The 22,449-nt window shown below is 71.7% G+C and carries 25 protein-coding genes; 6 read left to right on the forward strand and 19 right to left on the reverse strand.

Features of this window, described 5'->3' with window-relative positions; all coding sequences use genetic code 11:
• Nucleotides 1-41: 41 nt before the first annotated feature.
• The 7 genes from D9753_RS36540 to D9753_RS14180 all read right to left on the reverse strand — a co-directional run bounded on the left by D9753_RS36540 (nucleotide 42) and on the right by D9753_RS14180 (nucleotide 6,574).
• Nucleotides 42-218 (reverse strand): hypothetical protein, encoded by a 177-nt coding sequence (locus D9753_RS36540; protein ID WP_163010701.1) that lies wholly within the window; start codon nucleotides 216-218, stop codon nucleotides 42-44.
• A 129-nt stretch (nucleotides 219-347) separates the two neighbouring features.
• The gene (gene tsaE / locus D9753_RS14155; protein ID WP_121787351.1) at nucleotides 348-869 is read right to left on the reverse strand and encodes a tRNA (adenosine(37)-N6)-threonylcarbamoyltransferase complex ATPase subunit type 1 TsaE; all 522 of its coding nucleotides are present in this window, start codon (nucleotides 867-869) and stop codon (nucleotides 348-350) included.
• Nucleotides 826-2,106: an alpha/beta fold hydrolase gene (locus D9753_RS14160; protein ID WP_121787352.1), complete on the reverse strand. Its 1,281-nt coding sequence runs from the start codon at nucleotides 2,104-2,106 to the stop codon at nucleotides 826-828. Before D9753_RS14160 ends, tsaE begins: the two co-directional genes overlap by 44 nt.
• Before the next feature lie 130 nt (nucleotides 2,107-2,236).
• Nucleotides 2,237-3,406, reverse strand: coding sequence for an alanine racemase (gene alr, locus D9753_RS14165; RefSeq protein WP_121787353.1), 1,170 nt, complete (start codon nucleotides 3,404-3,406; stop codon nucleotides 2,237-2,239).
• A 48-nt stretch (nucleotides 3,407-3,454) separates the two neighbouring features.
• The gene (locus D9753_RS14170; RefSeq protein ID WP_121787354.1) at nucleotides 3,455-4,417 is read right to left on the reverse strand and encodes a L,D-transpeptidase; all 963 of its coding nucleotides are present in this window, start codon (nucleotides 4,415-4,417) and stop codon (nucleotides 3,455-3,457) included.
• Between the two features lie 285 nt (nucleotides 4,418-4,702).
• Nucleotides 4,703-6,148: an NAD(P)H-hydrate dehydratase gene (locus D9753_RS14175; protein WP_205614146.1), complete on the reverse strand. Its 1,446-nt coding sequence runs from the start codon at nucleotides 6,146-6,148 to the stop codon at nucleotides 4,703-4,705.
• A gap of 54 nt (nucleotides 6,149-6,202) precedes the next feature.
• Nucleotides 6,203-6,574 carry a holo-ACP synthase gene (locus tag D9753_RS14180; protein WP_121787355.1) on the reverse strand — a complete coding sequence of 124 codons (372 nt, stop codon included), beginning with the start codon at nucleotides 6,572-6,574 and terminating at the stop codon, nucleotides 6,203-6,205.
• Between the two features lie 144 nt (nucleotides 6,575-6,718).
• On the opposite strand from D9753_RS14180, the gene D9753_RS14185 reads away from it, so the two are divergent.
• Complete coding sequence (locus D9753_RS14185; RefSeq protein WP_121791065.1) at nucleotides 6,719-7,501, forward strand: SDR family NAD(P)-dependent oxidoreductase; 783 nt, start codon at nucleotides 6,719-6,721, stop codon at nucleotides 7,499-7,501.
• A 101-nt stretch (nucleotides 7,502-7,602) separates the two neighbouring features.
• Nucleotides 7,603-7,953, forward strand: coding sequence for a hypothetical protein (locus D9753_RS14190; protein WP_121787356.1), 351 nt, complete (start codon nucleotides 7,603-7,605; stop codon nucleotides 7,951-7,953).
• Between the two features lie 107 nt (nucleotides 7,954-8,060).
• On the opposite strand, the gene glmS is transcribed toward D9753_RS14190, so the two are convergent.
• Nucleotides 8,061-9,908 carry a glutamine--fructose-6-phosphate transaminase (isomerizing) gene (glmS, locus tag D9753_RS14195; protein ID WP_121787357.1) on the reverse strand — a complete coding sequence of 616 codons (1,848 nt, stop codon included), beginning with the start codon at nucleotides 9,906-9,908 and terminating at the stop codon, nucleotides 8,061-8,063.
• A gap of 310 nt (nucleotides 9,909-10,218) precedes the next feature.
• Between glmS and D9753_RS14200 the strand changes: the two genes are divergently transcribed.
• The 3 genes from D9753_RS14200 (at nucleotide 10,219) to D9753_RS14210 (ending at nucleotide 12,838) form a co-directional block, all read left to right on the forward strand.
• Nucleotides 10,219-10,776, forward strand: coding sequence for a hypothetical protein (locus tag D9753_RS14200; RefSeq protein ID WP_121787358.1), 558 nt, complete (start codon nucleotides 10,219-10,221; stop codon nucleotides 10,774-10,776).
• A 142-nt stretch (nucleotides 10,777-10,918) separates the two neighbouring features.
• Entirely contained in the window at nucleotides 10,919-11,887 is a 969-nt protein-coding gene (gene coaA / locus D9753_RS14205) for a type I pantothenate kinase (protein ID WP_163010938.1), read from the forward strand.
• Nucleotides 11,888-11,908: 21 nt separating this feature from the next.
• Nucleotides 11,909-12,838, forward strand: coding sequence for a DUF389 domain-containing protein (locus tag D9753_RS14210; RefSeq protein WP_121787360.1), 930 nt, complete (start codon nucleotides 11,909-11,911; stop codon nucleotides 12,836-12,838).
• Between the two features lie 79 nt (nucleotides 12,839-12,917).
• Here the strand turns inward: D9753_RS14210 and glmM are convergent, their stop codons facing one another.
• The 3 genes from glmM to rplM form a co-directional block, all read right to left on the reverse strand.
• On the reverse strand, nucleotides 12,918-14,276 hold the full coding sequence (glmM, locus tag D9753_RS14215; RefSeq protein WP_121787361.1) for a phosphoglucosamine mutase: 1,359 nt from the start codon (nucleotides 14,274-14,276) through the stop codon (nucleotides 12,918-12,920).
• A gap of 216 nt (nucleotides 14,277-14,492) precedes the next feature.
• Nucleotides 14,493-15,005 (reverse strand): 30S ribosomal protein S9, encoded by a 513-nt coding sequence (rpsI, locus tag D9753_RS14220; RefSeq protein WP_121787362.1) that lies wholly within the window; start codon nucleotides 15,003-15,005, stop codon nucleotides 14,493-14,495.
• Between the two features lie 42 nt (nucleotides 15,006-15,047).
• Nucleotides 15,048-15,491, reverse strand: a complete 444-nt coding sequence (gene rplM / locus D9753_RS14225; protein ID WP_030345455.1) for a 50S ribosomal protein L13 — start codon at nucleotides 15,489-15,491, stop codon at nucleotides 15,048-15,050.
• A 320-nt stretch (nucleotides 15,492-15,811) separates the two neighbouring features.
• Between rplM and D9753_RS14230 the strand changes: the two genes are divergently transcribed.
• Entirely contained in the window at nucleotides 15,812-16,687 is an 876-nt protein-coding gene (locus tag D9753_RS14230) for a hypothetical protein (protein ID WP_121787363.1), read from the forward strand.
• 381 nt (nucleotides 16,688-17,068) lie between these two features.
• Here the strand turns inward: D9753_RS14230 and truA are convergent, their stop codons facing one another.
• The 8 genes from truA to map all read right to left on the reverse strand — a co-directional run bounded on the left by truA (nucleotide 17,069) and on the right by map (nucleotide 22,336).
• On the reverse strand, nucleotides 17,069-17,932 hold the full coding sequence (gene truA / locus D9753_RS14240) for a tRNA pseudouridine(38-40) synthase TruA (protein WP_121787364.1): 864 nt from the start codon (nucleotides 17,930-17,932) through the stop codon (nucleotides 17,069-17,071).
• Between the two features lie 91 nt (nucleotides 17,933-18,023).
• Entirely contained in the window at nucleotides 18,024-18,524 is a 501-nt protein-coding gene (gene rplQ / locus D9753_RS14245; RefSeq protein WP_121787365.1) for a 50S ribosomal protein L17, read from the reverse strand.
• Nucleotides 18,525-18,717: 193 nt separating this feature from the next.
• Entirely contained in the window at nucleotides 18,718-19,740 is a 1,023-nt protein-coding gene (locus D9753_RS14250; RefSeq protein WP_003966937.1) for a DNA-directed RNA polymerase subunit alpha, read from the reverse strand.
• 155 nt (nucleotides 19,741-19,895) lie between these two features.
• Nucleotides 19,896-20,300: a 30S ribosomal protein S11 gene (gene rpsK / locus D9753_RS14255; protein WP_121787366.1), complete on the reverse strand. Its 405-nt coding sequence runs from the start codon at nucleotides 20,298-20,300 to the stop codon at nucleotides 19,896-19,898.
• 64 nt (nucleotides 20,301-20,364) lie between these two features.
• Nucleotides 20,365-20,745, reverse strand: coding sequence for a 30S ribosomal protein S13 (gene rpsM / locus D9753_RS14260; RefSeq protein WP_121787367.1), 381 nt, complete (start codon nucleotides 20,743-20,745; stop codon nucleotides 20,365-20,367).
• 196 nt (nucleotides 20,746-20,941) lie between these two features.
• Nucleotides 20,942-21,055, reverse strand: coding sequence for a 50S ribosomal protein L36 (rpmJ, locus tag D9753_RS14265; RefSeq protein ID WP_003998809.1), 114 nt, complete (start codon nucleotides 21,053-21,055; stop codon nucleotides 20,942-20,944).
• A gap of 60 nt (nucleotides 21,056-21,115) precedes the next feature.
• A complete protein-coding gene (infA, locus tag D9753_RS14270; protein ID WP_003948620.1) occupies nucleotides 21,116-21,337 on the reverse strand; it encodes a translation initiation factor IF-1 in 222 nt (73 codons plus the stop codon).
• A gap of 162 nt (nucleotides 21,338-21,499) precedes the next feature.
• A complete protein-coding gene (map, locus tag D9753_RS14275; RefSeq protein WP_121787368.1) occupies nucleotides 21,500-22,336 on the reverse strand; it encodes a type I methionyl aminopeptidase in 837 nt (278 codons plus the stop codon).
• Nucleotides 22,337-22,449 lie beyond the last annotated feature (113 nt).

A 22,449-nucleotide genomic window follows, 5' to 3' on the forward strand; every position in this document is an offset into this window, starting at 1 on the left:
GCGGCCCTTCAGCACCCGCCCGTGACGGTCCTCCGGCGCACTCAAGCGGCCCGGGGACGGTCCTCGGCGCGCGCGGTCACGGGCTCCGGCCCGCGGCGTGGTTCCGGGGCCCGCGGGGGCTGGGAGACGGCGTCCGCGGCGGCGCACGAGGCCAGGAGATCGCGCATGGACACCCCGGCGGGCGTGGCGGGCCGGGGCATGGGCCGGGCTGCGGTCATGAACGCCTCCTGATGTGCGGGGGCGGGTGTAGTTAGGCACACCTAACTACGGGCTGGGGACCATGTGACCACGCCCGGGACGCCCCGCGCAACACCGTGCCGACAGCTTGTCGGGAAGCCAGCCGGTCCTCAGCCGGACAGCGCGTCGAGGGCGGCGCCGGACCACCGCTCCCCCAGCCCCGCCAGGGTCACGTGCCGCACCTCGTCGGTGGTGTCCCCGACCGCGCGGTGGATGACGACGTGGAGCCGGTCCTCGGTCAGCTCCTCGACCTTGCCCTCGCCCCACTCCACGACGATCACCGAGTCGGACAGGGAGACGTCGAGGTCCAGGTCCTCCATCTCGTCCAGACCGCCGGAGAGGCGGTAGGCGTCCACGTGGACCAGGGGCGGGCCGTCACCGAGGGAAGGATGCACCCGGGCGATGACGAACGTCGGCGAGGTGACCGCGCCGCGCACGCCCAGGCCCTCGCCGAGCCCGCGGGTCAGGGTGGTCTTGCCCGCGCCCAGTTCACCGGTGAGCATCACCAGGTCGCCCGCGCGCAGCAGCGCGGCGAGCCGGCGGCCCAGCTCCCGCATCTGCTCGGGCGAGGTGACCGTCAGCCGGGTCTCAGCGCGGTGGTGCGGTGCTGCGGGTGCTGCTGGTCGTTCCATAGCCACTTACGGTAGCCCCTGCGGGCACCGCGCCCGCGCGGGTGAGCAGGTCGGCGAGGCGGTCGGTGACCACTTCCGGGTGCTCCAGCATCACCAGGTGCCCGGCGTCCGGCACGAGCACCAGCTCGGCCTCCGGGAGCAGGTCGGCGATGGCCTCGCTGTGCTCGCTCGGCGTGACCAGGTCCCGCACCCCGGCCAGCACCAGCACGGGCATCTCCCGGAAGCAGGTGAGGGCCTCGGTCTTGTCGTGGTCGGTGAAGGCCGGGTAGAACTCGGCGACCACGTCGATCGGCGTCGACTCGATCATCCGCTCGGCGAACCGTTCCACCGCCGGGTCGACGTCCCGTCCCGCGAACGAGTACCGCTTGATGATCCCGGCGAACAGGTCGGCGGTGGCCCGGCGCCCCTTCTCCACCAGCTCCGCCTGCTGCCCCAGCGCCCTGAGCACCCCGGGCAGGATCCGGCGCACCGCGTTGACGCCGGCCACCGGGAGCCCGAAGTTGACCTCGCCGAGCCGCCCGGACGACGTCCCCACGAAGACGGCGGCGACGACCCGGTCCCGGATCAGCTCCGGGTACTGGGCGGCGAGGGCCATGACGGTCATGCCGCCCATGGAGTGGCCGACCAGCACCACCGGTCCCTCGGGTACGGCGGCGTCGAGCACGGCCTTCAGGTCGCGGCCGAGCTGGTCGATGGTCAGGGGCACCCGGTCCCGGGTCTGGCCCACGCCCCGCGCGGACCGCCCGTGGCTGCGCTGGTCCCAGTGCACGGTGCGCACCACCCCGCGCAGGGCGGCCCGCTGGAAGTGCCAGGAGTCCTGGCTGAGGCAGTAGCCGTGGCAGAAGACGACGGTGACCGGGGCGGGCGCCTTGCGGCCGAAGAGCCGGCGCCGGCGCGGGGAGACCTCCGGGCCGACGTCCGGTTCGGTCTCGTCGACCTCGTAGTACAGCTCGGTGCCGTCGTCGGCGTACGCCTTGCCGGGGGTGCCGCGCAGGGTGCCGTACGGCCCGGTGGAGTCCAGCGCCAGCCGGGCCCGGCGGCGCATCCCGCGCCCGACCGTCATCCGCTCGATGGCCACGCCGGCCGCCGCGCCCGCGGCGAGGACGCCCAGCGCGGTGCCGGCGACGCCGGTCGCCCTGCGCCAGCTCCCGGCCGCCCCCGCGGCGGAGACGGCGGCCGCCGAGGCGACGACGTCGGCCACGACCTCCGCCACGGCCTCCGCGCTGCTCTCGCTCACGTACCGCTCCTCTTCGCCGTACAACAGTTCGCTGGTTGGGGTGAAACGGATGGTGCGCTGGTGCCCCCGTGCCCGTGCGTGACCTGCGGGACCGCCGTGCCGGACGGTCCGGGTGCCGCTCCCGAACGGGTTACCCGGGTTCCTGCCCGTTCACATAGACGCGGGGAACGCGCGTTCCGATGCGCGTGACGATCTCGTACGCGATCGTGCCGGAGGCCTTCGCCCAGTCCTCGGCGGTCGGCTCACCCCGGTCGCCCGGCCCGAACAGCACCGCCTGCGCCCCCGCCGGCGGCTCGTCACCGCCGAGGTCCACCACGAACTGGTCCATGGCGACCCGCCCGGCGACCGTGCGCCACTTGCCGTCGACCAGGACCGGGCCGGTGCCGGAGGCGTGCCGCGGAATGCCGTCCGCGTAGCCGACCGGCACCAGGCCGAGCGTCGTAGGGCCCGGGGTGACGTAGTGGTGGCCGTAGCTCACGCCGTGCCCGCCGGGAACGTGCTTGACCAGGGCCAGCGACGCGCTGAGCGTCATCACCGGGCGCAGCCCGAGGTCGGCCGGGGTGCCCAGCTCGGGGCTGGGCGAGATGCCGTACAGGGCGATGCCCGTGCGGACCAGGTCGAAGTGGGAGTCGGACAGCGTGAGGGTGGCCGGCGAGTTGGCGATGTGCCGCACCTCGGGCCGTACGCCCTGGTCCTCGGCGTACGCCACCATCTCCCGGAACCGGCCGAGCTGCGCGGCGACGGACGGGTGACCGGGTTCGTCGGCACACGCGAAGTGCGACCACAGACCGGTGACGCGGACCAGGCCCTCGGCCTCGGCGCGCAGGGCCGCGGTGACCAGGGCGGCCCAGTTCTCGCCGGGCTGACAGCCGTTGCGGCCGAGTCCGGTGTCGGCCTTGAGCTGCACCCGTGCGACCCGCCCGGCCTCCCGGGCGGCGGCGGTGACCTCCCGCAGGGCCCACGTGCCGCTCAGCGACACGTCGATGTCCGCCTCGATCGCCTGCCGCCATGGGCCGCCCGGCACCCACAGCCAGCACAGGATCCGGCCCGGCAGCCCGGCCGCGCGCAGCGCGAGGGCCTCCTCGGCGGTGGCCGTGCCGAGCCAGGCCGCGCCCGCCGCGAGGGCGGCGCGGGCGCAGGGCACCGCCCCGTGGCCGTACCCGTCGGACTTGACGACGGCCATCACGCCGGCGCCCTCCGCGCGGGCGCGCAGGGCCCGCACGTTGGCGCGCAGGGCGCCCAGATCGATCTCGGCGCGGGCCCGCAGGGAGGCGGTCGGCACAGCTGAAGTCTCACTCATGGCGCCCCCAGTGTCTCAGAGGGCGCCGTACGGCCTCCGGGCGCCGTGTCAGCTACCCGGCCTGCGCCCCCACACGAAGACGCGGTCACCCTTCTTCAGCACGCCCCACAGCGCGCGGGCGTCGGCGAGCCGCAGGTTCACACAGCCCATGGAGCCGGCGGTGGTGTGGATGCTGCCGTAGACGGCGTGGAAGGCCTCGCCGCCGTCGAAGAACTGGGCGTACGGCATGGCCTGGCCGTACAGGGTCGACACGTGGTTCTTGTGCCGCCAGTACACGGTGTGCCATCCCTTGCGGGTGACGTGCCCCTTGCCTCCGCTGCGCATCGGCACCGGCCCGAACACCACGCGGGAGCCCTTCTGCACCCAGGTGAGCTGGCGGTCCAGATCGACACAGGCGACCCGGTAGGACCGCACCGGGCACTTCCCGGCGGCGTTCGGCTTCTTCCCGGCCGAGATCAGCATCATCGTCGACCAGGTGACGGGCCCGGCGAACCCGCCGGCCGGCTTGATGCGGTACGCGATCTGGAACGCCCGGACCGTTCTGCAGTCGGCGGCGGACTGCTTGCCGTCCGCCCTCAGTTTCAGCCACCGTTCGACCTGCCGCTGGTAGGGGCCGGTCTGCTCGGTGCACTCCACCTTGGCCACGGCGTCCCCCAACGGCACGTACTCGATGAGGTCGTACGTTCCCGGTGCCGCGTCCCCGGGCTCCACCGCGTCCTCCGCCGCGCTGGGTGGGTACACCCTCGGCGGCAGGGCCTGGTCGGGCGTGTCGATCTGCCAGGGCTGGGCGGGGCCGGGCGGCACGCCGGGGACGAGGTCGGAGAGGGGCACGGAGGCGGGAGTGGCGGCGGGGGCGGGAGCGGGCGGCTTCGGGGAGAGGCCGGGGCTGCCGGGGGTGGGTACGGCGCGTACGGCGGCCACGGCGGTGCCGGTGCTGCCGGCCACCGGGAACGCCGCCCCGGCGGCGAGCAGCACCGCGACACCCCGGTACACAGTTCGTCCGCTGATCATGCAATCAGCCAAACGCGGGGACCGGCGGGAACGGGGGTGCCGCGCGGAGCGGGTCACCCGGGGGGCGGAGGGAGACGCGTACGGCTGCCGGCGGGCGGGCGTGCGGGACCGGCCGTCCGTGCCCGGGTGCGGGTTCGTCGTGGCCGGTCGCGCAGTTTCCCCGCGCCCCTGGGGGTTGGGGTGGGCCCGGGGGGACAGGGGGCGCGGCGCTCCCCGCGCCCTTGGGGGGGTGGGCCCGGGGTGAGACGGGGGTGCCGCGTTCGCCGCGCCCCTGGGAGTCAGGGTTCAGGTTCCTACGTTTCGCCAGGCCTGGGGGATGTGGGACGCGATGTCGTGGGCGGCGGCCGGGGCGCCCTGCGGCTGGGGGCCGCCGGCCGCCAGGCGGCCCGCCAGGCCGTGGAGGTACGCGCCCGCGCTCGCCGCGTCCACCGCTGCCAGCCCCGCCGCCAGCAGTGACCCCGCCAGCCCGGACAGCACGTCCCCGCTGCCCGCCGTGGCCAGCCACGGCGTCCCCGTGGGGTTCACCCGCACCGTCCCGCCCCCGGGACCGGCGACCAGCGTCGTCGACCCCTTCAGCAGCACCGTCGCCCGGTACTCCGCCGCCAGCTCGCGCACCGCGGCCAGCCGGGCGCCCTCGACCTCTTCCCGCCGTACCCCCAGCAACGCGGCGGCCTCGCCCGCGTGCGGGGTCATCAGCGTCGGCGCCGTACGCCCCCGTACCGCCTCCCGCCCGGCCAGCCGCAGCCCGTCCGCGTCCAGCAGCACCGGTACGTCCGTCGCGAGCACCTGGGCCACGGTCGCCGCGTCGTCGCCGGCGCCCGGCCCGACCACCCAGGCCTGCACCCGCCCGGCCCCGGCGGGACCGGCGTCGGAGACGAGGGTCTCCGGGAAGCGCGCGAGGACCGCGTCCCCGGCCGGGCCGACGTACCGTACGGCCCCCGCCCCGCCCCGCAGCGCCCCGGACACGGCCAGCACGGCGGCCCCCGGGTAGCGTGCCGACCCGGCGGCGATCCCGACGACCCCGCGCCGGTACTTGTCGCTCTCCGCCGCCGGCTCCGGCAACAGCCGGGCCACGTCGGCGTGTTGCAGGGCCTCCAGTTCGGGTACGGCGGGCGGCTCCAGCCCGATGTCGACGAGCCGCACGACGCCGGCGTACTCCCGCGCGGGGTCCACCAGCAGCCCCGGCTTGTACGTGCCGAAGGTGACGGTCAGGTCGGCCCGGAGCGCGGCCCCCCGCACCTCCCCGGTGTCCGCGTCGACCCCGCTGGGCAGGTCCACGGCCACGACGGCGGCCCGGGACCGCGCCACCACCCCGGCGAGCCGCTCGGCGCCGGGCCGCAGGCCGCCCTTGCCGCCGATGCCGACGATCCCGTCCACGACCAGGCCGGCCCGCGCGATCAGCTCCTCGGCGGCGTCGGCGTCGGCGACCGCGCCGCCCGCCCGCCGCAGGGCGGCCAGCCCCTCGTGGTGGACCCGTCCGGGTGACAGCGGTACGGCCGTGACGCCCGCCCCGCGCCGGGCCAGCCGCGCCCCCGCGTACAGGGCGTCCCCGCCGTTGTCCCCGCTGCCGACCAGCAGCACCACCCGGCTGCCGTACACCCGCCCGAGCAGTCCGGCGCAGGCGGCGGCCAGCCCGGCGGCGGCCCGCTGCATCAGCGCCCCCTCCGGCATCCTCGCCAGCAGCGCCCGTTCGGCCGCCCTTACCGTCTCCACGCTGTACGCAGTACGCATGGCACCGAGTCTGCCCCGGAACCCCCGCCGCCCACACCCGGGCCGCGCGACCGGTCAGCCCTCGGCGACCACCACCGCCGAGGCGACGCCCGCGTCGTGACTCAGCGACACATGCCACGCCCGCACGCCCAGTTCCGCGGCCCGCGCGGCCACGGTCCCCTTCACCCGCAGCCGGGGCTGCCCGCTGTCCTCCACGTACACCTCGGCATCGGTCCAGTGCAGCCCGGGCGGCGCCCCCAACGCCTTGGCCAGCGCCTCCTTGGCGGCGAACCGCACCGCGAGCGAGGCGATCCCCCGCCGTTCCCCGCTGGGCAGCAGCAGCTCACGCTCGACGAACAACCGGTCGGCCAGCCCGGGGGTCCGCTCCAGGGACGCCCGGAACCGGTCGATCTCGGCGACGTCGATGCCCACCCCGATGATGCTCATGCCGTGCACCCTACGACCACGGCCCCGCCGGTCCTCCCACCGTGACGGCACGGCGTGCCCGGCCACCGGGGGTCCGGGCCGGCCACCGCGCCACTCCCCCGCGACTCCCCGCCGCTCGCCCGCCGCTCCGCCTACGCTTCCGCCATGGCTTCCTCCCCCTCGTACCTCTCCGACCTGTTCTCCCTCGACGGCCGCACCGCCCTGGTGACCGGCGGCAGTTCCGGCATCGGCCGGGCCGTGGCCGGTGCGCTGGCGCGGGCCGGGGCGCGGGTGGTGGTCGTGGCGCGCGGGGAGGAACAGCTCACCGCGACCGTCGCCGAACTGGCCGCCGACGGCTGCCGGGCGGCCTGGGTCAGCGGTGACCTGGGGTCCCGGGAGGGTGTGCGCGCGGTCGCCGAGGAGGCGGCGGGTGTCTTCGGTGAGCCCGACATCCTCGTCAACTGCGCCGGGATCAACCTGCGTCCGCCGATGGGCGAGCTGGACGAGGAGGTGTGGGACGCCACGCTCGCGGTGAACCTGGAGGCCCCGTTCCTGCTGGGGCAGCGGTTCGGGCCGGGTATGGCCGGGCGGGGCTTCGGCCGGATCATCCACATCAGCTCCCAGCAGGCGCACCGGGCGTTCGTGCACAGCGGCGCGTACGGCGTCTCCAAGGGCGCGCTGGAGTCGCTGGCCCGCTCGCAGGCGGAGGCCTGGTCGCCGTACGGCGTCACCTGCAACACCCTCGTGCCGGGCTTCGTGATGACCCCGCTCAACGCCCGGCTGTCGTCCGACCGCGGGAGGGTGTCGGCGCTGGCCGCGCGCACCATGGCCGGCCGCAACGGTCTGGCCGAGGACTTCGAGGGCGCCGCCGTCTTCCTCGCGAGCCGCGCCTCCGGCTACGTCACGGGCCAGTCGATCCACGTGGACGGCGGCTTCTCGGTGCACTGAAACCCCGCGATCATGACGAGCGTCCGCGGCCATTAGTCTTGCTGGTGACCGGCGATCCGTCTCCACGCGGACGCCATCGCTCACAACGGGAGGACTCCGCCTTGAAGTTGAAGTCTCTGGGCACCGCGCTCACCACCGTCGCCCTCATCGGTACGGCCCTGACCGGCGCCGTCGCCACCGCCGGCACCGCCTCCGCGGCAACGCTGCCGAGGGACTGCAGCAAGGCGATCGTCAACGTCAAGGCCAAGGAGACCGTCAACGTCCGTACGTCGCCGAAGACGACGGCCACGGCCGTCGGCATCTGGGGCAAGGGCAAGAAGGGCGCGGTCTGCAACGACGGCAAGGCCTACAAGGGCGGTTCGTACACGGCCTGCGGCAAGAAGAGCAACCTGTGGTACTACGGCGGCGACAAGAAGAACGGCTGGGTCCCGAAGACCTGCATCAACTGGTGACCTGCATCAACTGGTGACCTGCGTCAGCCGGTGACCCGCGTCGGCCGGTGACCGGCTGACCGGTGGGACGAGGGGCGGACGGCTGCGGGCCGTTCGCCCCTTCGCGCTCACTCCACCGTCACCGACTTCGCCAGGTTCCGGGGCTGGTCCACCTCGTTGCCCCGGGCCGTCGCCAGCTCGCACGCGAAGACCTGGAGCGGCACCGTGGCCACCAGCGGCTGGAGCAGCGTCGGCGTGGCCGGGATCCGGATCAGGTGGTCGGCGTACGGCACCACCGCCTCGTCCCCCTCCTCCGCGATCACGATGGTCCGCGCGCCCCGTGCCCGGATCTCCTGGATGTTGGACACGATCTTGTCGTGCAGGACCGACCGGCCGCGCGGCGACGGCACGACCACCACGACCGGCAGGTCCTCCTCGATCAGCGCGATCGGGCCGTGCTTCAGCTCGCCCGCCGCGAAGCCCTCGGCGTGCATGTAGGCGAGTTCCTTCAGCTTGAGCGCGCCCTCCAGCGCCACCGGGTAGCCCACGTGCCGGCCGAGGAAGAGCACCGTGTTCTTGGCGGCCAGCGTGCGTGCCAGCGCGCGTACCGGCTCCATGGTCCGAAGGACCCGCTCGACCTCCACCGAGATCCGGGACAGCTCCCTGACCACGTCGCGGATCTCGTCGCCCCACTTGGTGCCGCGGACCTGGCCGAGGTACAGGGCGACCAGGTAGCAGGCGACAAGCTGGGTCAGGAACGCCTTCGTGGAGGCGACGGCGACCTCGGGGCCGGCGTGCGTGTACAGCACCGCGTCCGACTCACGGGGGATCGTCGAGCCGTTGGTGTTGCAGATCGCCAGCACCTTGGAGCCCTGCTCGCGCGCGTGCCGGAGCGCCATGAGGGTGTCCATGGTCTCGCCGGACTGGGAAATGGCGATCACCAGCGACTGCACGTCGAGGATGGGGTCCCGGTAGCGGAACTCGCTGGCCAGCTCCACCTCGCACGGGATGCGCGTCCAGTGCTCGATGGCGTACTTGGCGATCAGGCCGGCGTGGAAGGCCGTGCCGCAGGCGACGATCACGACCTTGTCGATCTCGCGCAGCTCGGAGGGGCTGATCCGCACCTCGTCCAGGGTCAGCGAGCCGGCGGGGTCGATGCGCCCGAGGAGGGTGTCGGCGACCGCCTTGGGCTGCTCGGCGATCTCCTTGAGCATGAAGTAGTCGTAGCCGCCCTTCTCGGCCGCGGAGGCGTCCCAGTCCACGTGGTAGGAGCGGACGTCGGCCGGGCGGCCGTCGAAGCCGGTCACCGTGACACCGTCGCGGCGCAGCTCCACCACCTGGTCCTGGCCCAGCTCGATCGCGGAGCGCGTGTGGGCGATGAACGCGGCGACGTCGGAGGCCAGGAACGCCTCGCCCTCTCCCACGCCCACCACGAGCGGGGAGTTGCGGCGCGCGCCGACGACCACGTCCGGCTCGTCGGCGTGCACGGCGACCAGCGTGAACGCGCCCTCCAGCCGCCGGCACACCAGCCGCATCGCCTCGGCCAGGTCGGCGGTGGCCGAGAACTCCTCGGCGAGGAGGTGGGCGACCACCTCGGTGTCCGTCTCGGAGGTCAGCCGGTGCCCCCGCTCGGTCAGTTCGGCCCGCAGCGCGGCGAAGTTCTCGATGATGCCGTTGTGGACCACGGCGACCCGGCCCGCGTTGTCCAGGTGCGGGTGGGCGTTGGCGTCCGTGGGGCCGCCGTGCGTGGCCCAGCGGGTGTGCCCGATGCCGGTCGAACCCGCCGGCAGGGGCCGTTCGACCAGTTCCTTCTCCAGGTTGACCAGTTTTCCGGCTCTCTTCGCGGCGGCCAGCCCGCCGTCGGCCGGCACGGCGACCCCCGCCGAGTCGTACCCCCGGTACTCCAGTCTCTTCAGCCCGGCCATCACGACATCGAGCGCCGACTGCGACCCTACGTATCCCACGATTCCGCACATGGGCGGCAGCCTACGGGCGGATGGCGGCATGAAACCGTCATCGCGTGCCCGAAATCGGAAATGCGCGGGGCCACGCGGAGCCGCCGGGCGCCCGGGGTGAGTGACACCCACAGGCGGAAATCAGCCATCTCTTCGCGGTCGAGGCGCGCGAAGGCGACGTTCCACACACAGAACACACATAGGAACCCCACAAATGAGGGGCCCGACGAGGTCGAGTCGGCAGGCCGGGAGACGGACGAATTCCGGCCAGCACTCCTGCGCACCGAGGAACTCCCTGTACGTCCAGTCTCATCCAGACGCCGGCCCCGTCATGGTGTGGCTCGGCGTCGCGGAGACGTCGGTCGAGGAGTTCGACCGCTCGAAGGCGGCCCAACTGGGCCAGGACGTCCAGCGACTGCTGGACTCCGCGCTGACGGACGAGACCCTCCGCACGGCGTGGCTCGCCGCCACGCACGGCGTCTTCGACCCGAGCGAGTACGGCATGAGCGCCGGCGCCTGGCTGCGGAAGGCCGAAGAGACATGGCTGGCCCGGGTTCGCCGGGACAACCCGGCGTACACTCCCCCGCCACCACAGCCGGTGGTGGACGAGGAGTTGCGGCGGGCCGTCCTGGACGTGATCCGCCCGGTCGCGGAACAACTGAGCCTCGCGGTCGGGAATCCTCCGTTCGGTATTCCCGTGACCGGGCTCGTCCCCGCGCTGGAACGGGTGGTCACCGAGGCCTGCGCGGACCTCGGCTACCGGCTGTTCCTGCGTGCCATGAAGGCGTACCACGTACCGGCCGACAGACCGGCCCTCGTCGCCCTCGGCGAACGGTTCGGCTACCCGGAATGGGTCGTACCCGAGGGGCTCAACGACCGGATCGACTGACGTTAAGGACACAGGGGCGGGTGGGCGGACAGTCCACCCGCCCCTGTGGCATGTCCCGGGCCCGGGACCCACGTGACGCACCCCACCCGCCACCCCGTTCAGACTCCGTTAACAATGGACTGTGATCTCACCGGTCTCCCCGATGCCCCGGAGCGCCCACCGGCACAGGCCGGAGGCGACTCCCTACGTCGACCTCACCCGCGCCGAGTGGAGCGCGCTGCGGAACAAGACGCCCCTGCCGCTCACCGCCGAGGAGGTGGAGAAGCTGCGCGGCCTCGGCGACGTCATCGACCTGGACGAGGTGCGGGACATCTACCTCCCGCTCTCCCGGCTCCTCAACCTCTACGTCGGCGCGACGGACGGCCTGAGAGGGGCGCTGAACACCTTCCTCGGTGAGAAGGGCTCCCAGTCCGGCACCCCGTTCGTCATAGGCGTCGCCGGCTCGGTGGCCGTGGGCAAGTCCACCGTCGCCCGGCTGCTCCAGGCCCTGCTCTCCCGCTGGCCCGAGCACCCGCGCGTGGAACTGGTGACGACCGACGGCTTCCTGCTGCCCACCCGGGAGCTGGAAGCGCGCGGCCTGATGTCGCGCAAGGGATTCCCCGAGTCCTACGACCGCCGGGCCCTGACCCGCTTCGTCGCCGACATCAAGGCCGGCAAGGCCGAGGTGTCCGCGCCGGTCTACTCCCACCTCATCTACGACATCGTGCCGGGCGAGAAGCTCACCGTCCGCCGGCCCGACATCCTGATCGTGGAGGGTCTGAACGTCCTCCAGCCCGCGCTGCCCGGCAAGGACGGCCGTACCCGGGTCGGCCTCGCCGACTACTTCGACTTCAGCGTGTACGTCGACGCGAGCGCCGAGGACATCGAGCGCTGGTACCTCAACCGTTTCAAGAAGTTGCGCCGCACGGCCTTCCAGGACCCGTCGTCGTACTTCCGCAAGTACACCCAGGTCACCGAGGAGGAGGCCGTGGACTACGCCCGCATGCTGTGGCGGTCCATCAACAAGCCGAACCTGGTGGAGAACATCGCCCCGACCCGCGGCCGGGCCGGCCTCATCCTGCGCAAGGGCCAGGACCACAAGGTGCAGCGCCTGCGCCTGCGCAAGCTGTGAGCCGTCCTGTTGGATGGGCGCATGCTGCATCTGCGTCTGATCACCCCGAAGGAGCGGACCGAGGAGGTGATCCGTCTGATCGAGGAGACGGTCGGTACCGCTCACCTCGTCGTGCTGCCGGGCGCCGCCCGTGACCCGGCCGGGGACGTCGTCCTGTGCGACGTGGCCCGCGAGGCGGGCGACGGGCTGATCGCCGGGCTGCGGCGCCTGGGCCTGGACGAGACCGGCTCGATCGCCGTCGACGACATCGGCCTCTCCCTGTCCCGCCGGGCCGAGGAGGCGGAGGAGGCCGCGCCGGGCGAGGGCGCGGACGCGGTGCTGTGGGAGGGGCTGACCGAGGCGACCCACGAGGAGTCGACGCTGTCGGTCACCTATGTCGCGTTCATCACACTGGCCACGATGATCGCGGCCTGCGGTGTCGTGCTGGACAACGCCATCCTGATCGTGGGCGCGATGGCGGTGGGACCGGAGTTCGGGCCACTGGCCGGCATCTCCACAGCCCTGGTCCGGCGCCGTCCGCGTCTGGCGTGGCGGTCGGTGATCGCGCTGGTGGTGGGCTTCGCGGTGGCCATGACGCTGACGTCCGCGTTCAGCCTGTTCATGGATGCGGTCGGCCTGTTCCACAGGTCTGAGCTGGAGGCCGACCGGCCCAACACCGGCTTCATCTACGCCCCGGACTGGTTCTCGTTCGTCGTGGCGGTGCTCGCCGGGGTCGCCGGCACGCTGTCGCTGACGTCCGCCAAGTCGGGGGCCCTGGTCGGCGTGGCCATCTCGGTGACGACCGTGCCCGCCGCCGCGAACGCGGCCGTGGCGCTCGTCTACAGCGACACCCACCAGACGGTGCGTTCCTCGGAGCAGCTACTGCTGAACCTGATCGGCATCATCCTCGCCGGGACGCTCACGCTGCTCGCCCAGAAGTTCTTCTGGCGGCGGGAGCGGCGAAAGGCCTGAGGAGCGCGGGGAACCGCGCGACCGGCCGCGAACAGCGCGCGGCCCGCCGGCGGCGGTTCCCCGGCTCCCCTGCCCGGCGTCAGCCAAGCGCCGACTTCACCGCGTCGGCGAGCCGCCCGGCGACCGCCCGGGCCTGGTCGATGTCCGCGGCCTCGACCATCACCCGGACCAGCGGTTCGGTGCCGGAGGGCCGCAGCAGGACCCGCCCGGTCTCCCCCAGCTCCCGCTCCGCCTCGGCGACGGCGGCGGCGAGATCGGCGGACGTCCCCACCCGCGACCTGTCCACGTCCGGCACGTTGATCAGTACCTGTGGCAGCCGCTCCATGACGGACGCCAGCTCCCGCAGCGTGCGGCCGGTCTCCGCGACCCGCGCCGCCAGCAGCAGGCCGGTCAGCGTGCCGTCGCCGGTGGTGGCGTGGTCGAGGATGATCACGTGCCCGGACTGCTCGCCGCCGAGGGCGTAGCCGTGCTCCTTCAGCTCCTCGAGCACGTACCGGTCGCCCACGGCCGTCTGCACGAGCCGGATGCCCGCCCGCTCCATGGCCAGCTTGAAGCCGAGGTTGGACATCACCGTGGCGACCACGGTGTCGGCGCGCAGCGCTGAGCGCTCCTGCATCGCCAGCGCGAGGACGGCGAGGATCTGGTCGCCGTCGACCTCCGCGCCGGTGTGGTCCACGGCCAGGCAGCGGTCGGCGTCGCCGTCGTGCGCGATACCGAGGTCCGCGCCGTGCGCGACGACCGCGGCCTTCAGCGGGTCCAGGTGGGTCGAGCCGCAGCCGTCGTTGATGTTGAGGCCGTCCGGCTCGGCGCCGAGGGTGACGACCTCGGCACCCGCCCTGGCGAACGCCTCCGGCGAGACCCCCGAGGCCGCGCCGTGCGCTTCGTCCAGGACGATCTTCAGTCCGTCGAGCCGGTTGGGCAGGACCGACAGCAGGTGGGCGATGTACTGCTCGGAGCCCTCGTCGTCGGACCGCACGCGGCCCACCCCGGCGCCCGTCGGCCGCTGCCAGGGCTCGCCGTGCCGGTGGGACTCGTAGATCGACTCGATCCGGTCCTCCAGCTCGTCGGCGAGTTTGTGGCCGCCGCGGGCGAAGAACTTGATGCCGTTGTCGGGCATGGCGTTGTGGCTGGCGGAGAGCATCACGCCGAGGTCGGCGCCGAGCGCGCCGGTGAGATGCGCCACCGCGGGGGTCGGCAGCACCCCGACGCGCAGGACGTCCACGCCGGCGCTGGCCAGGCCGGCCACGACCGCCGCCTCCAGGAACTCCCCGGACGCGCGCGGGTCCCGTCCGACCACCGCGGTCGGCTTGTGGCCCTCGAAGGTGCCCGCCTCGGCCAGTACGTGCGCCGCGGCGACGGAGAGGGCGAGCGCCATCTCGGCCGTCAGATCCGCGTTGGCGACACCGCGCACGCCGTCCGTGCCGAAGAGTCGTCCCACTTGTCCTCCTGAGGAAGCGTCATTGTCGGAAGCGGGGGTGCCGCGTCGGGTGGCAGACGCCTCGGCATCCGATCACACAAGCCTTTGAGCGTCTTGTGTCGTTATACGCCCTTGGCTGGGATAAACGAACGCCCCGGCGGCACATGTGGCGTGCCGCCGGGGCGTTCGGAGTACGCGGGGCCGAAGCCCGTACCACGTACGAGCAGGCAGCGAAGCTTAGCGCTTGCTGTACTGCGGAGCCTTACGGGCCTTCTTCAGACCGGCCTTCTTGCGCTCGACCGCACGGTCGTCACGCGTGAGGAAGCCGGCCTTCTTGAGCGGGCCGCGGTTGTTGTCGACGTCGGCCTCGTTCAGCGCACGGGCGACACCGAGACGGAGCGCACCGGCCTGACCGGAGACACCGCCACCCGCGATGCGGGCGACGACGTCGTAACGACCTTCCAGCTCGAGCACCTTGAAGGGCTCGTTGACCTCCTGCTGGTGCACCTTGTTCGGGAAGTAGTCCTCAAGGGTGCGGCCGTTGATCTTCCACTTGCCGGTGCCCGGAACGATCCGGACACGGGCGATGGCGTTCTTGCGGCGGCCCAGGCCGGCGGCCGGCTGGGGCTCGCCGAAGCGGGAGGCCATGGACTCCGAGGTGTACTCACCCTCGACGGGGACCTCGGACTCGGTGGTGTAGCTGTCGATGTCAAGCTCTTCGAGCGGCTGCTCGGCAGTGGTCTCGGCCACGATTCTCCTCAGATTCTCTTCGGTCTTAGGGGGTGGCCGGACTTACTGCGCGACCTGGGTGATCTCGAACGGCACCGGCTGCTGGGCAGCGTGCGGGTGCTGGTCACCCTTGTAGACCTTCAGCTTCGAGAGCATCTGACGGCCCAGAGTGTTCTTGGGGAGCATGCCCTTGACGGCCTTCTCGATGGCCTTCTCGGGGTTCTTGTCGAGCAGCTCGTCGTAACGGACGGAGCGCAGACCACCCGGGTAGCCGGAGTGGCGGTACGCCATCTTCTGGGTCCGCTTGTTGCCGGACAGGTGCACCTTGTCGGCGTTGATGATGATGACGAAGTCACCAGCGTCGACGTGCGGCGCGTAGATCGGCTTGTGCTTGCCCCGGAGGAGGGTGGCTGCGGTCGTGGCGAGACGGCCCAGGACTACGTCCTGAGCGTCGATGACGTGCCACTGGCGCGTCACATCGCCGGGCTTGGGGCTGTACGTACGCACGGTTCGTAGCCTTCGCTTCGAGTGAATGGTCCTAAACAAGGTCACCGAAACGATCACGACAGCCCTGACCGCACAGCGGTGACGCAAACCGCGTGCTGGTCGCTGGTCATCGGCCCGGTGGACCGGTGTAAGGGCCCGTCCCGTGAGAATGAGCAAGCCAATACACAACGAAGAAGTAGGTTACCGGTCGGCCCCCGGACGGGTCAAAACGAGTCCGCCCGACACCCCGTACGAAACGCCCCGGAACCGGGCGGCGGACAAAGGCGGCATGCCGCCCGACGCCCTCCGGCACCCCCCGCGCCCCGTCTAAGATGCGCCCCATGAGTTACGGGCAGGGGGGACCCCAGTCTCAGTGGGATCCCTGGAAACCGCATTCCCAGCAGCCGTGGAACAGCGCAGCCGACGACGGGTCGCCGGACTGGGCCGCGCTCGCCGAGGCCTCGGAGACGCGGAACAAGCGCCGCAAGCTGCTGTTCACAGCCGGCGGCGCGCTCGCCACCGTCGCGATAGGCACCGCGGTCGCCATGGCCGTCGTCTCCGCGAACGGCGGTGACGACCGGGCGGGCCCCGGCAGCCTGCCCGCCAGCGCCCCGCTGCCCGGCACCGGCACCGCGACGCCGTCGTTCGCGCCCACCAGCGCCCCGCCGCCGCTGGACCCCAAGGAGTTCATCTCCAGCGCCAGGAAGGACACCGCCCCGCTCGGCCCCGACACGCTGTTCCCGGGCACGCGGGTGACCATCGGCGGCACGGTGTACAAGAAGGGCCTGACGGCGGACACCACGAGCTGTGCCACGGCCGCCGGCGCCACCCTGCCCAAGATCCTCACCGCCAACGGCTGCACCCGTCTGATGCGGGTGACCTACACCGACGGCGGCATCGGGGTCACCGTCGGCGTCGCCGTCTTCGACACCGCGGCCCAGGCCACGAAGGCCCGCTCCCAGACCGACGACAGGAGCATCGTGCGCTCGCTGTTCGGCAAGGGGGTCAAGCCGTTCTGCGACGGGGCGTTCTGCCGCTCGACCCGCAACGCCTACGGCCGCTACGCCTACTTCACGATCTCCGGCTTCACCAGCGGCAAGGACGTCACCACCAAGGACACCACGGTCTTCCGCACCGGCAACGACCTGGCCCAGTTCACCGTCAACCAGATCCACCGCCGCGGCCAGGCCCAGGCGTCGGCCGCCGCCGAACGGTAGCGACCGGGCGGCGGCATTCGGACGCCGGGCGCCCAGCGCCGCTTCGGACGCAGCGGGACCACCGCCGACTCCAACTGGGTACGCAGCGTCATCTTCGAGACACCCCCCGTCCGCTCGGTGAAGCGGATCGGGATCTCGCCGGGTGAACGAGCACAGCAGGGCGGAGGTGCCCAGCATGAAGGCCAGGCTGAGCAGGCGCGTCCCGGTCGGCCCGAAGCGGCCGTCCACGACGGCGGCGAGCACCGGTTGGAGCTGCGGCGAGCCGGAGAAGCCGGACCCACTGAAGAAGTCATTGCGTTGTCCAACCCCGGGCCGTGAAGACCCGTCGGCCCCCCAGCCAACCCCGGTCAGCCCCATCGATCTCCTGGCCGGGAGGCGAAACTAACAGGCTTCGCAACCCCTGGTCCCGGGAAGCGAGCGCTTGTTCCGCGCCTCCTTGTTACGGGCCGCCAACAGCTCGTCGGCGGGGTAGCCGACCTCCTCCAGGGTCAGCCCGTGCGGCCGTACGACATGGACGGCGGAGTCCCGCACGCCGGCGGCCAGCACCTTCCCCGGCCACTCCGGTCCCCGGTGCCCGTCGCCCACGAACAGCAGCGCCCCGATCAGGGACCGCACCATGTTGTGGCAGAACGCGTCCGCGCGCACGGTGGCGGTGATGATCCCGTCGGCCCCCCGCACCAGGCTCAGCTCCTGGAGCGTCCGGATGGTCGTCGCCCCCTCCCGCCGCTTGCAGTAGGCGGCGAAGTCGTGCTCCCCCAGCAACGCCCGGGCCGCCTCGTTCATGGCGTCCACGTCGAGCGGCCAGTCGTGCCACAGCACGTGGTGGCGCAGCAGCGGATCCACCCCGCCCGGATGGTCGGTGACCCGGTACGCGTACCGCCGCCAGACCGCCGAGAACCGGGCGTCGAACCCGGCCGGAACCTCGGACAGCCGCCACACCCGGACGTCCTTCGGCAGCCGCCCCGCGAGCCGCTTGAGCAGCTTCTCCCCGTGCTCGGCCCACAGCTCGGCCGGCAGGTCGACGTGCGCCACCTGCCCGCGCGCGTGCACCCCCGCGTCGGTCCGCCCGGCCACGGTCAGGTCGTACGTCCGTGTCGACCGCGTCACCGTCCGCAGGGCGTCCTCGATCTCCCCCTGCACGGTCCGCCTGCCGCCGGCCTGCTTGGCCCAGCCGTGGAAACCACTGCCGTCGTAGGACAGGTCGAGGCGGATGCGCACGAGTCCGGGCTGTACTTCGTCACTCACGTAGGGATCCTCTCAGGGCGAAGCCGTGGGGAGAACGCGAGAGCGGGCCCGCCCAAGAAGGGCGGACCCGCTCACAGCGTCAGGCGGAGCCTCAGGCGTCCTTGGACTCTTCGGCCGGAGCCTCGGTGCCCTCGGTCTGCTCGGCCTTGGTGTCCTCGGCCTTGGCCTCGTCGGACTCCTTGACCGCGCGCTTGGTGGCGGCCTCGGCCTCACCCACGGCGTTCTGCTGCACCGTCAGCGCCTCGACCAGCTCGATGACGGCCATGGGCGCGTTGTCGCCACGGCGGTTACCGATCTTGGTGATGCGGGTGTAGCCACCCGGACGGTTCTCGTACCGCGGGCCGATCTCGGTGAAGAGCGCGTGCACGATGCTCTTGTCCGTGATGACCTGGAGCACCTGGCGGCGGTTGTGAAGGTCGCCCTTCTTCGCCTTGGTGACCAGACGCTCGGCGTACGGACGCAGCTTGCGCGCCTTCGCCTCGGTGGTGGTGATACGGCCGTGCTCGAAGAGCGCCTTCGCGAGGTTCGCGAGGAGCAGCTTCTCGTGCGCGGCGCTGCCGCCCAGACGGGCACCCTTGGTGGGCTTCGGCATGGTGTCTCTCCTAGGTGTCTGCCCCGGCCGTATCAGGTACCGGGGTCAGTGTCCGAGCGGGCGATCACCCGTCGGAGATCCGGGCGCCTTCTTCAAGACACCCGGAGGGTCCGCGCCCCGTCAGGGGCGCGGGGAACCGCACGACCCGCCACAGCGGGCCGGCAGCCGCAGAACCGGCCTCCTCGCGGAGCGCTCAGTACTGCTCGGTCTCGACGAACCCGGCGTCCGCGTCGTCGTCGGCGCCGAAGGCGTCGGCGGCGGCGGTCGGGTCGAATCCGGGCGGGCTGTCCTTCAGGGCCAGGCCCATGCCGGCCAGCTTCGCCTTGACCTCGTCGATGGACTTCGCACCGAAGTTGCGGATGTCCAGCAGGTCGGCCTCGGAGCGCGCGACCAGCTCACCCACGGAGTGGATGCCCTCACGCTTGAGGCAGTTGTAGGAGCGGACCGTCAGCTCCAGCTCCTCGATCGGCAGCGCGAGGTCGGCGGCCAGGGCGGCGTCCGTCGGGGACGGACCCATGTCGATGCCCTCGGCGTCGATGTTCAGCTCGCGGGCGAGACCGAACAGCTCGACCAGCGTCTTGCCCGCGGAGGCCATGGCGTCACGCGGACGCATCGCCTGCTTGGTCTCGACGTCGACGATCAGCTTGTCGAAGTCGGTGCGCTGCTCGACACGCGTGGCCTCGACCTTGTACGTGACCTTCAGCACCGGCGAGTAGATGGAGTCGACCGGGATACGGCCGATCTCCTGGCCCACCTGCTTGTTCTGCACGGCGGAGACGTAACCGCGACCGCGCTCGACGGTCAGCTCCATCTCCAGCTTGCCCTTGCCGTTGAGCGTGGCGAGGACCAGGTCGGGGTTGTGCACCTCGACACCGGCCGGGGGCGCGATGTCGGCGGCGGTGACCAGACCCGGGCCCTGCTTGCGCAGGTACATCACGACCGGCTCGTCGTGCTCCGAGGAGACGACAAGCTGCTTGATGTTGAGGATCAGGTCGGTGACGTCCTCCTTGACGCCCGGCACGGTGGTGAACTCGTGCAGCACGCCGTCGATCCGGATGGAGGTGACGGCGGCACCCGGGATGGAGGACAGGAGGGTACGGCGCAGGGAGTTGCCGAGGGTGTAGCCGAAGCCCGGCTCCAGCGGCTCGATGACGAACCGGGAGCGGAACTCGTCGACGACCTCTTCGGTCAACGAGGGACGCTGAGCGATCAGCATGAGTGGATCAGATCCTTCATTCGTGGACGCCCGCTATTTGACGTCCGACAAAACCGTGCGTTCGCACCGCACGGGTATGGCAAGGGTACGGGCGATACGGCCCTTTCACGGAGCCGTACCGCCCGGAAACCCCAGACCGACACGCGGCCGACGCGTCAGACGCGACGACGCTTCGGCGGGCGGCAGCCGTTGTGCGGGGTCGGGGTGACGTCCTGGATGGAGCCGACCTCGAGACCCGTGGCCTGCAGGGAACGGATCGCGGTCTCACGACCGGCACCCGGGCCCTTGACGAACACGTCGACGCGGCGCATGCCGTGCTCCTGCGCGCGGCGTGCAGCCGACTCGGCGGCCATCTGCGCGGCGAACGGCGTGGACTTCCGGGAGCCCTTGAAGCCGACGTGGCCGGCGGAGGCCCAGGAGATCACGTTGCCGGACGGGTCCGTGATGGAGACGATCGTGTTGTTGAACGTGCTCTTGATGTAGGCATTGCCATGAGCGACGTTCTTCTTTTCCTTGCGGCGCACCTTCTTGACGGCGCCCTGACGTCCCTTGGGGGGCATCTACTTACTCCTAGGGAGGTGGTCGGTCCTACAGCGAAGACCGTGGACAGATGTCCGCTGCGGACTACTTCTTGCCCGGCTTCTTCTTGCCGGCGATGGCGCGACGCGGACCCTTGCGGGTACGAGCGTTGGTGCTGGTGCGCTGACCGCGGACAGGCAGACCGCGACGGTGACGGAGACCCTGGTAGGTACCGATCTCGACCTTGCGGCGGATGTCGGCCTGGATCTCGCGACGGAGGTCACCCTCGGTCTTGATGTTGTTGTCGACGTACTCGCGGATCGCGACCAACTGCTCTTCGGACAGGTCACGGACGCGGGCGTTCGGGTCGACGCCGGTCGCAGCCAGCGTCTCCTTCGAGAGGGTCCGGCCGATGCCGAACACGTAGGTGAGCGCGATCTCCACGCGCTTGTCGCGCGGGATGTCGACACCGGAAACGCGTGCCATTCAATGGCTCCTGGTGAATCTTCGGAGGTCTTCCACAGGACCGGTTCCCGGCCGCCGTACCAGGTACGAACCGGGTCCCCGGCCTCCGACCGGGGGTGTCAAGCCGCTCGCGACGACTTGGGCCCTGCGTATGAACATATTCAGCTCGCGTCGCGCGAATCTCTGCGATAGCGGTGCAGAGGGTGGTGTTCCTGCGTCAGCCCTGGCGCTGCTTGTGGCGCGGGTTCTCGCAGATGACCATGACCCGGCCGTGACGGCGGATCACCCTGCACTTGTCGCAGATCTTCTTGACGCTCGGCTTGACCTTCATGGGGTGAGGTTCTCCGGGTCAGTGCCATCGCTCCGGGCGGGCCCGGGGCTCGGGCAAGATCTACTTGTACCGGTAGACGATCCGGCCACGCGTGAGGTCGTACGGAGAAAGCTCCACCACGACCCGGTCATCAGGGAGGATACGGATGTAGTGCATACGCATCTTGCCGCTGATGTGTGCCAGGACCTGGTGGCCGTTCTGGAGCTCGACCTTGAACATGGCGTTCGGAAGAGACTCGACGACAGTGCCCTCGATCTCGATGGCACCTTGCTTCTTGGCCACGCTTCGCCCTTCGAATCGACTACCTTGATCGACCCTCGGGCATTCCCTGGGATTCCCTTGCGGGAGCATGCGGACATGCGGGTGCACGAGAGCCGACGAGTCAGTCTACGTCGGCACACCCGGAAAGGCGAATCGAGGAAGTCTGCCCCACGCGGGTGATCCTTATGCGAGCGGGTCCGGAGCGGTCGTGATGCCGTACTCCGCCAGCTTCGCCCGGCCGCCGTCCGGGGCCGTCAGGACCAGCGGCCCCTGCTCGGTGAGGGCGACCGAGTGCTCCCAGTGGGAGGACCAGGTGCCGTCCGTGGTGATGACGGTCCAGTCGTCCTCGAGGACCTCGGTGCGCGGGGTGCCGAGGGAGACCATCGGCTCGATCGCCAGGCAGAAACCGGGGACCAGCTTCGGGCCCTTGCCGCGCCGGCGGTCGACGTAGTTCAGCAGGTGCGGGTCCATGTGCATCTCGGTGCCGATGCCGTGGCCGCCGTAGTCCTCGATGATCCCGTACCTGCCGCCGCCGGGCTTGGGCTGGCGGCGGATGTACGTCTCGATCGCCCGGGAGATGTCGACCAGGCGGTTGCCCTGCTTCATGGCCGCGATGCCGGCCCACATCGACTCCTCCGTCACCCGCGACAGCTCGATCAGCTCGGGCGCGTGCCCGGAGCCGACGAACGCCGTGTAGGCCGCGTCGCCGTGCCAGCCGTCGACGATCGCGCCGCAGTCGATGGAGATGATGTCGCCGTCCTTCAGGACGACGTCACCGGAGGGGATGCCGTGCACGACGACATCGTTCACGGAGGTGCAGATGGTGGCCGGGAAGCCGCCGTAACCGAGGAAGTTCGACCGGGCGCCGTGCTCGGCGAGCACCTTGCGGGCCACCTCGTCCAGATCCCTGGTGCTGGCACCCGGCACGGCGGCCTCGCGCGTGGCCGCGTGGATGGCGGCGACGACCAGGCCCGCCGCCCGCATCCTGGCGATCTGCTCGGGGGTCTTGATCTGCACCATGGGGGGCCTGCGCTCTCCGTCACTCACGTCGGCTGGGTTACCTGTACAACAGTACGGCCGCGGCGCCCAGGGGGTCTCCCCGGACGGAGTCCGGGAGGAGGAGGGCACCGCGG

Source organism: Streptomyces dangxiongensis, assembly GCF_003675325.1.
In the GTDB taxonomy this organism is placed as follows: Bacteria; Actinomycetota; Actinomycetes; order Streptomycetales; family Streptomycetaceae; genus Streptomyces; species Streptomyces dangxiongensis.

Bases quoted from the DNA above. Each gene is read 5' to 3' on its own strand.
- glmS (WP_121787357.1), bottom strand. From the start codon at position 9,908: ATGTGCGGAATCGTGGGATACGTAGGGTCGCAGTCGGCGCTCGATGTC.
- D9753_RS14210 (WP_121787360.1), top strand. From the start codon at position 11,909: ATGCTGCATCTGCGTCTGATCACCCCGAAGGAGCGGACCGAGGAGGTG.
- coaA (WP_163010938.1), top strand. From the start codon at position 10,919: ATGCCCCGGAGCGCCCACCGGCACAGGCCGGAGGCGACTCCCTACGTC.
- D9753_RS14170 (WP_121787354.1), bottom strand. From the start codon at position 4,417: ATGATCAGCGGACGAACTGTGTACCGGGGTGTCGCGGTGCTGCTCGCC.
- rpmJ (WP_003998809.1), bottom strand. From the start codon at position 21,055: ATGAAGGTCAAGCCGAGCGTCAAGAAGATCTGCGACAAGTGCAGGGTG.
- D9753_RS14175 (WP_205614146.1), bottom strand. From the start codon at position 6,148: ATGCGTACTGCGTACAGCGTGGAGACGGTAAGGGCGGCCGAACGGGCG.
- tsaE (WP_121787351.1), bottom strand. From the start codon at position 869: ATGGAACGACCAGCAGCACCCGCAGCACCGCACCACCGCGCTGAGACC.
- rplQ (WP_121787365.1), bottom strand. From the start codon at position 18,524: ATGCCGAAGCCCACCAAGGGTGCCCGTCTGGGCGGCAGCGCCGCGCAC.
- map (WP_121787368.1), bottom strand. From the start codon at position 22,336: ATGGTGCAGATCAAGACCCCCGAGCAGATCGCCAGGATGCGGGCGGCG.
- D9753_RS14180 (WP_121787355.1), bottom strand. From the start codon at position 6,574: ATGAGCATCATCGGGGTGGGCATCGACGTCGCCGAGATCGACCGGTTC.
- D9753_RS14200 (WP_121787358.1), top strand. From the start codon at position 10,219: ATGGTGTGGCTCGGCGTCGCGGAGACGTCGGTCGAGGAGTTCGACCGC.
- rpsM (WP_121787367.1), bottom strand. From the start codon at position 20,745: ATGGCACGCGTTTCCGGTGTCGACATCCCGCGCGACAAGCGCGTGGAG.
- rpsK (WP_121787366.1), bottom strand. From the start codon at position 20,300: ATGCCCCCCAAGGGACGTCAGGGCGCCGTCAAGAAGGTGCGCCGCAAG.
- alr (WP_121787353.1), bottom strand. From the start codon at position 3,406: ATGAGTGAGACTTCAGCTGTGCCGACCGCCTCCCTGCGGGCCCGCGCC.
- D9753_RS36540 (WP_163010701.1), bottom strand. From the start codon at position 218: ATGACCGCAGCCCGGCCCATGCCCCGGCCCGCCACGCCCGCCGGGGTG.
- D9753_RS14250 (WP_003966937.1), bottom strand. From the start codon at position 19,740: ATGCTGATCGCTCAGCGTCCCTCGTTGACCGAAGAGGTCGTCGACGAG.
- D9753_RS14185 (WP_121791065.1), top strand. From the start codon at position 6,719: ATGGCTTCCTCCCCCTCGTACCTCTCCGACCTGTTCTCCCTCGACGGC.
- D9753_RS14230 (WP_121787363.1), top strand. From the start codon at position 15,812: ATGAGTTACGGGCAGGGGGGACCCCAGTCTCAGTGGGATCCCTGGAAA.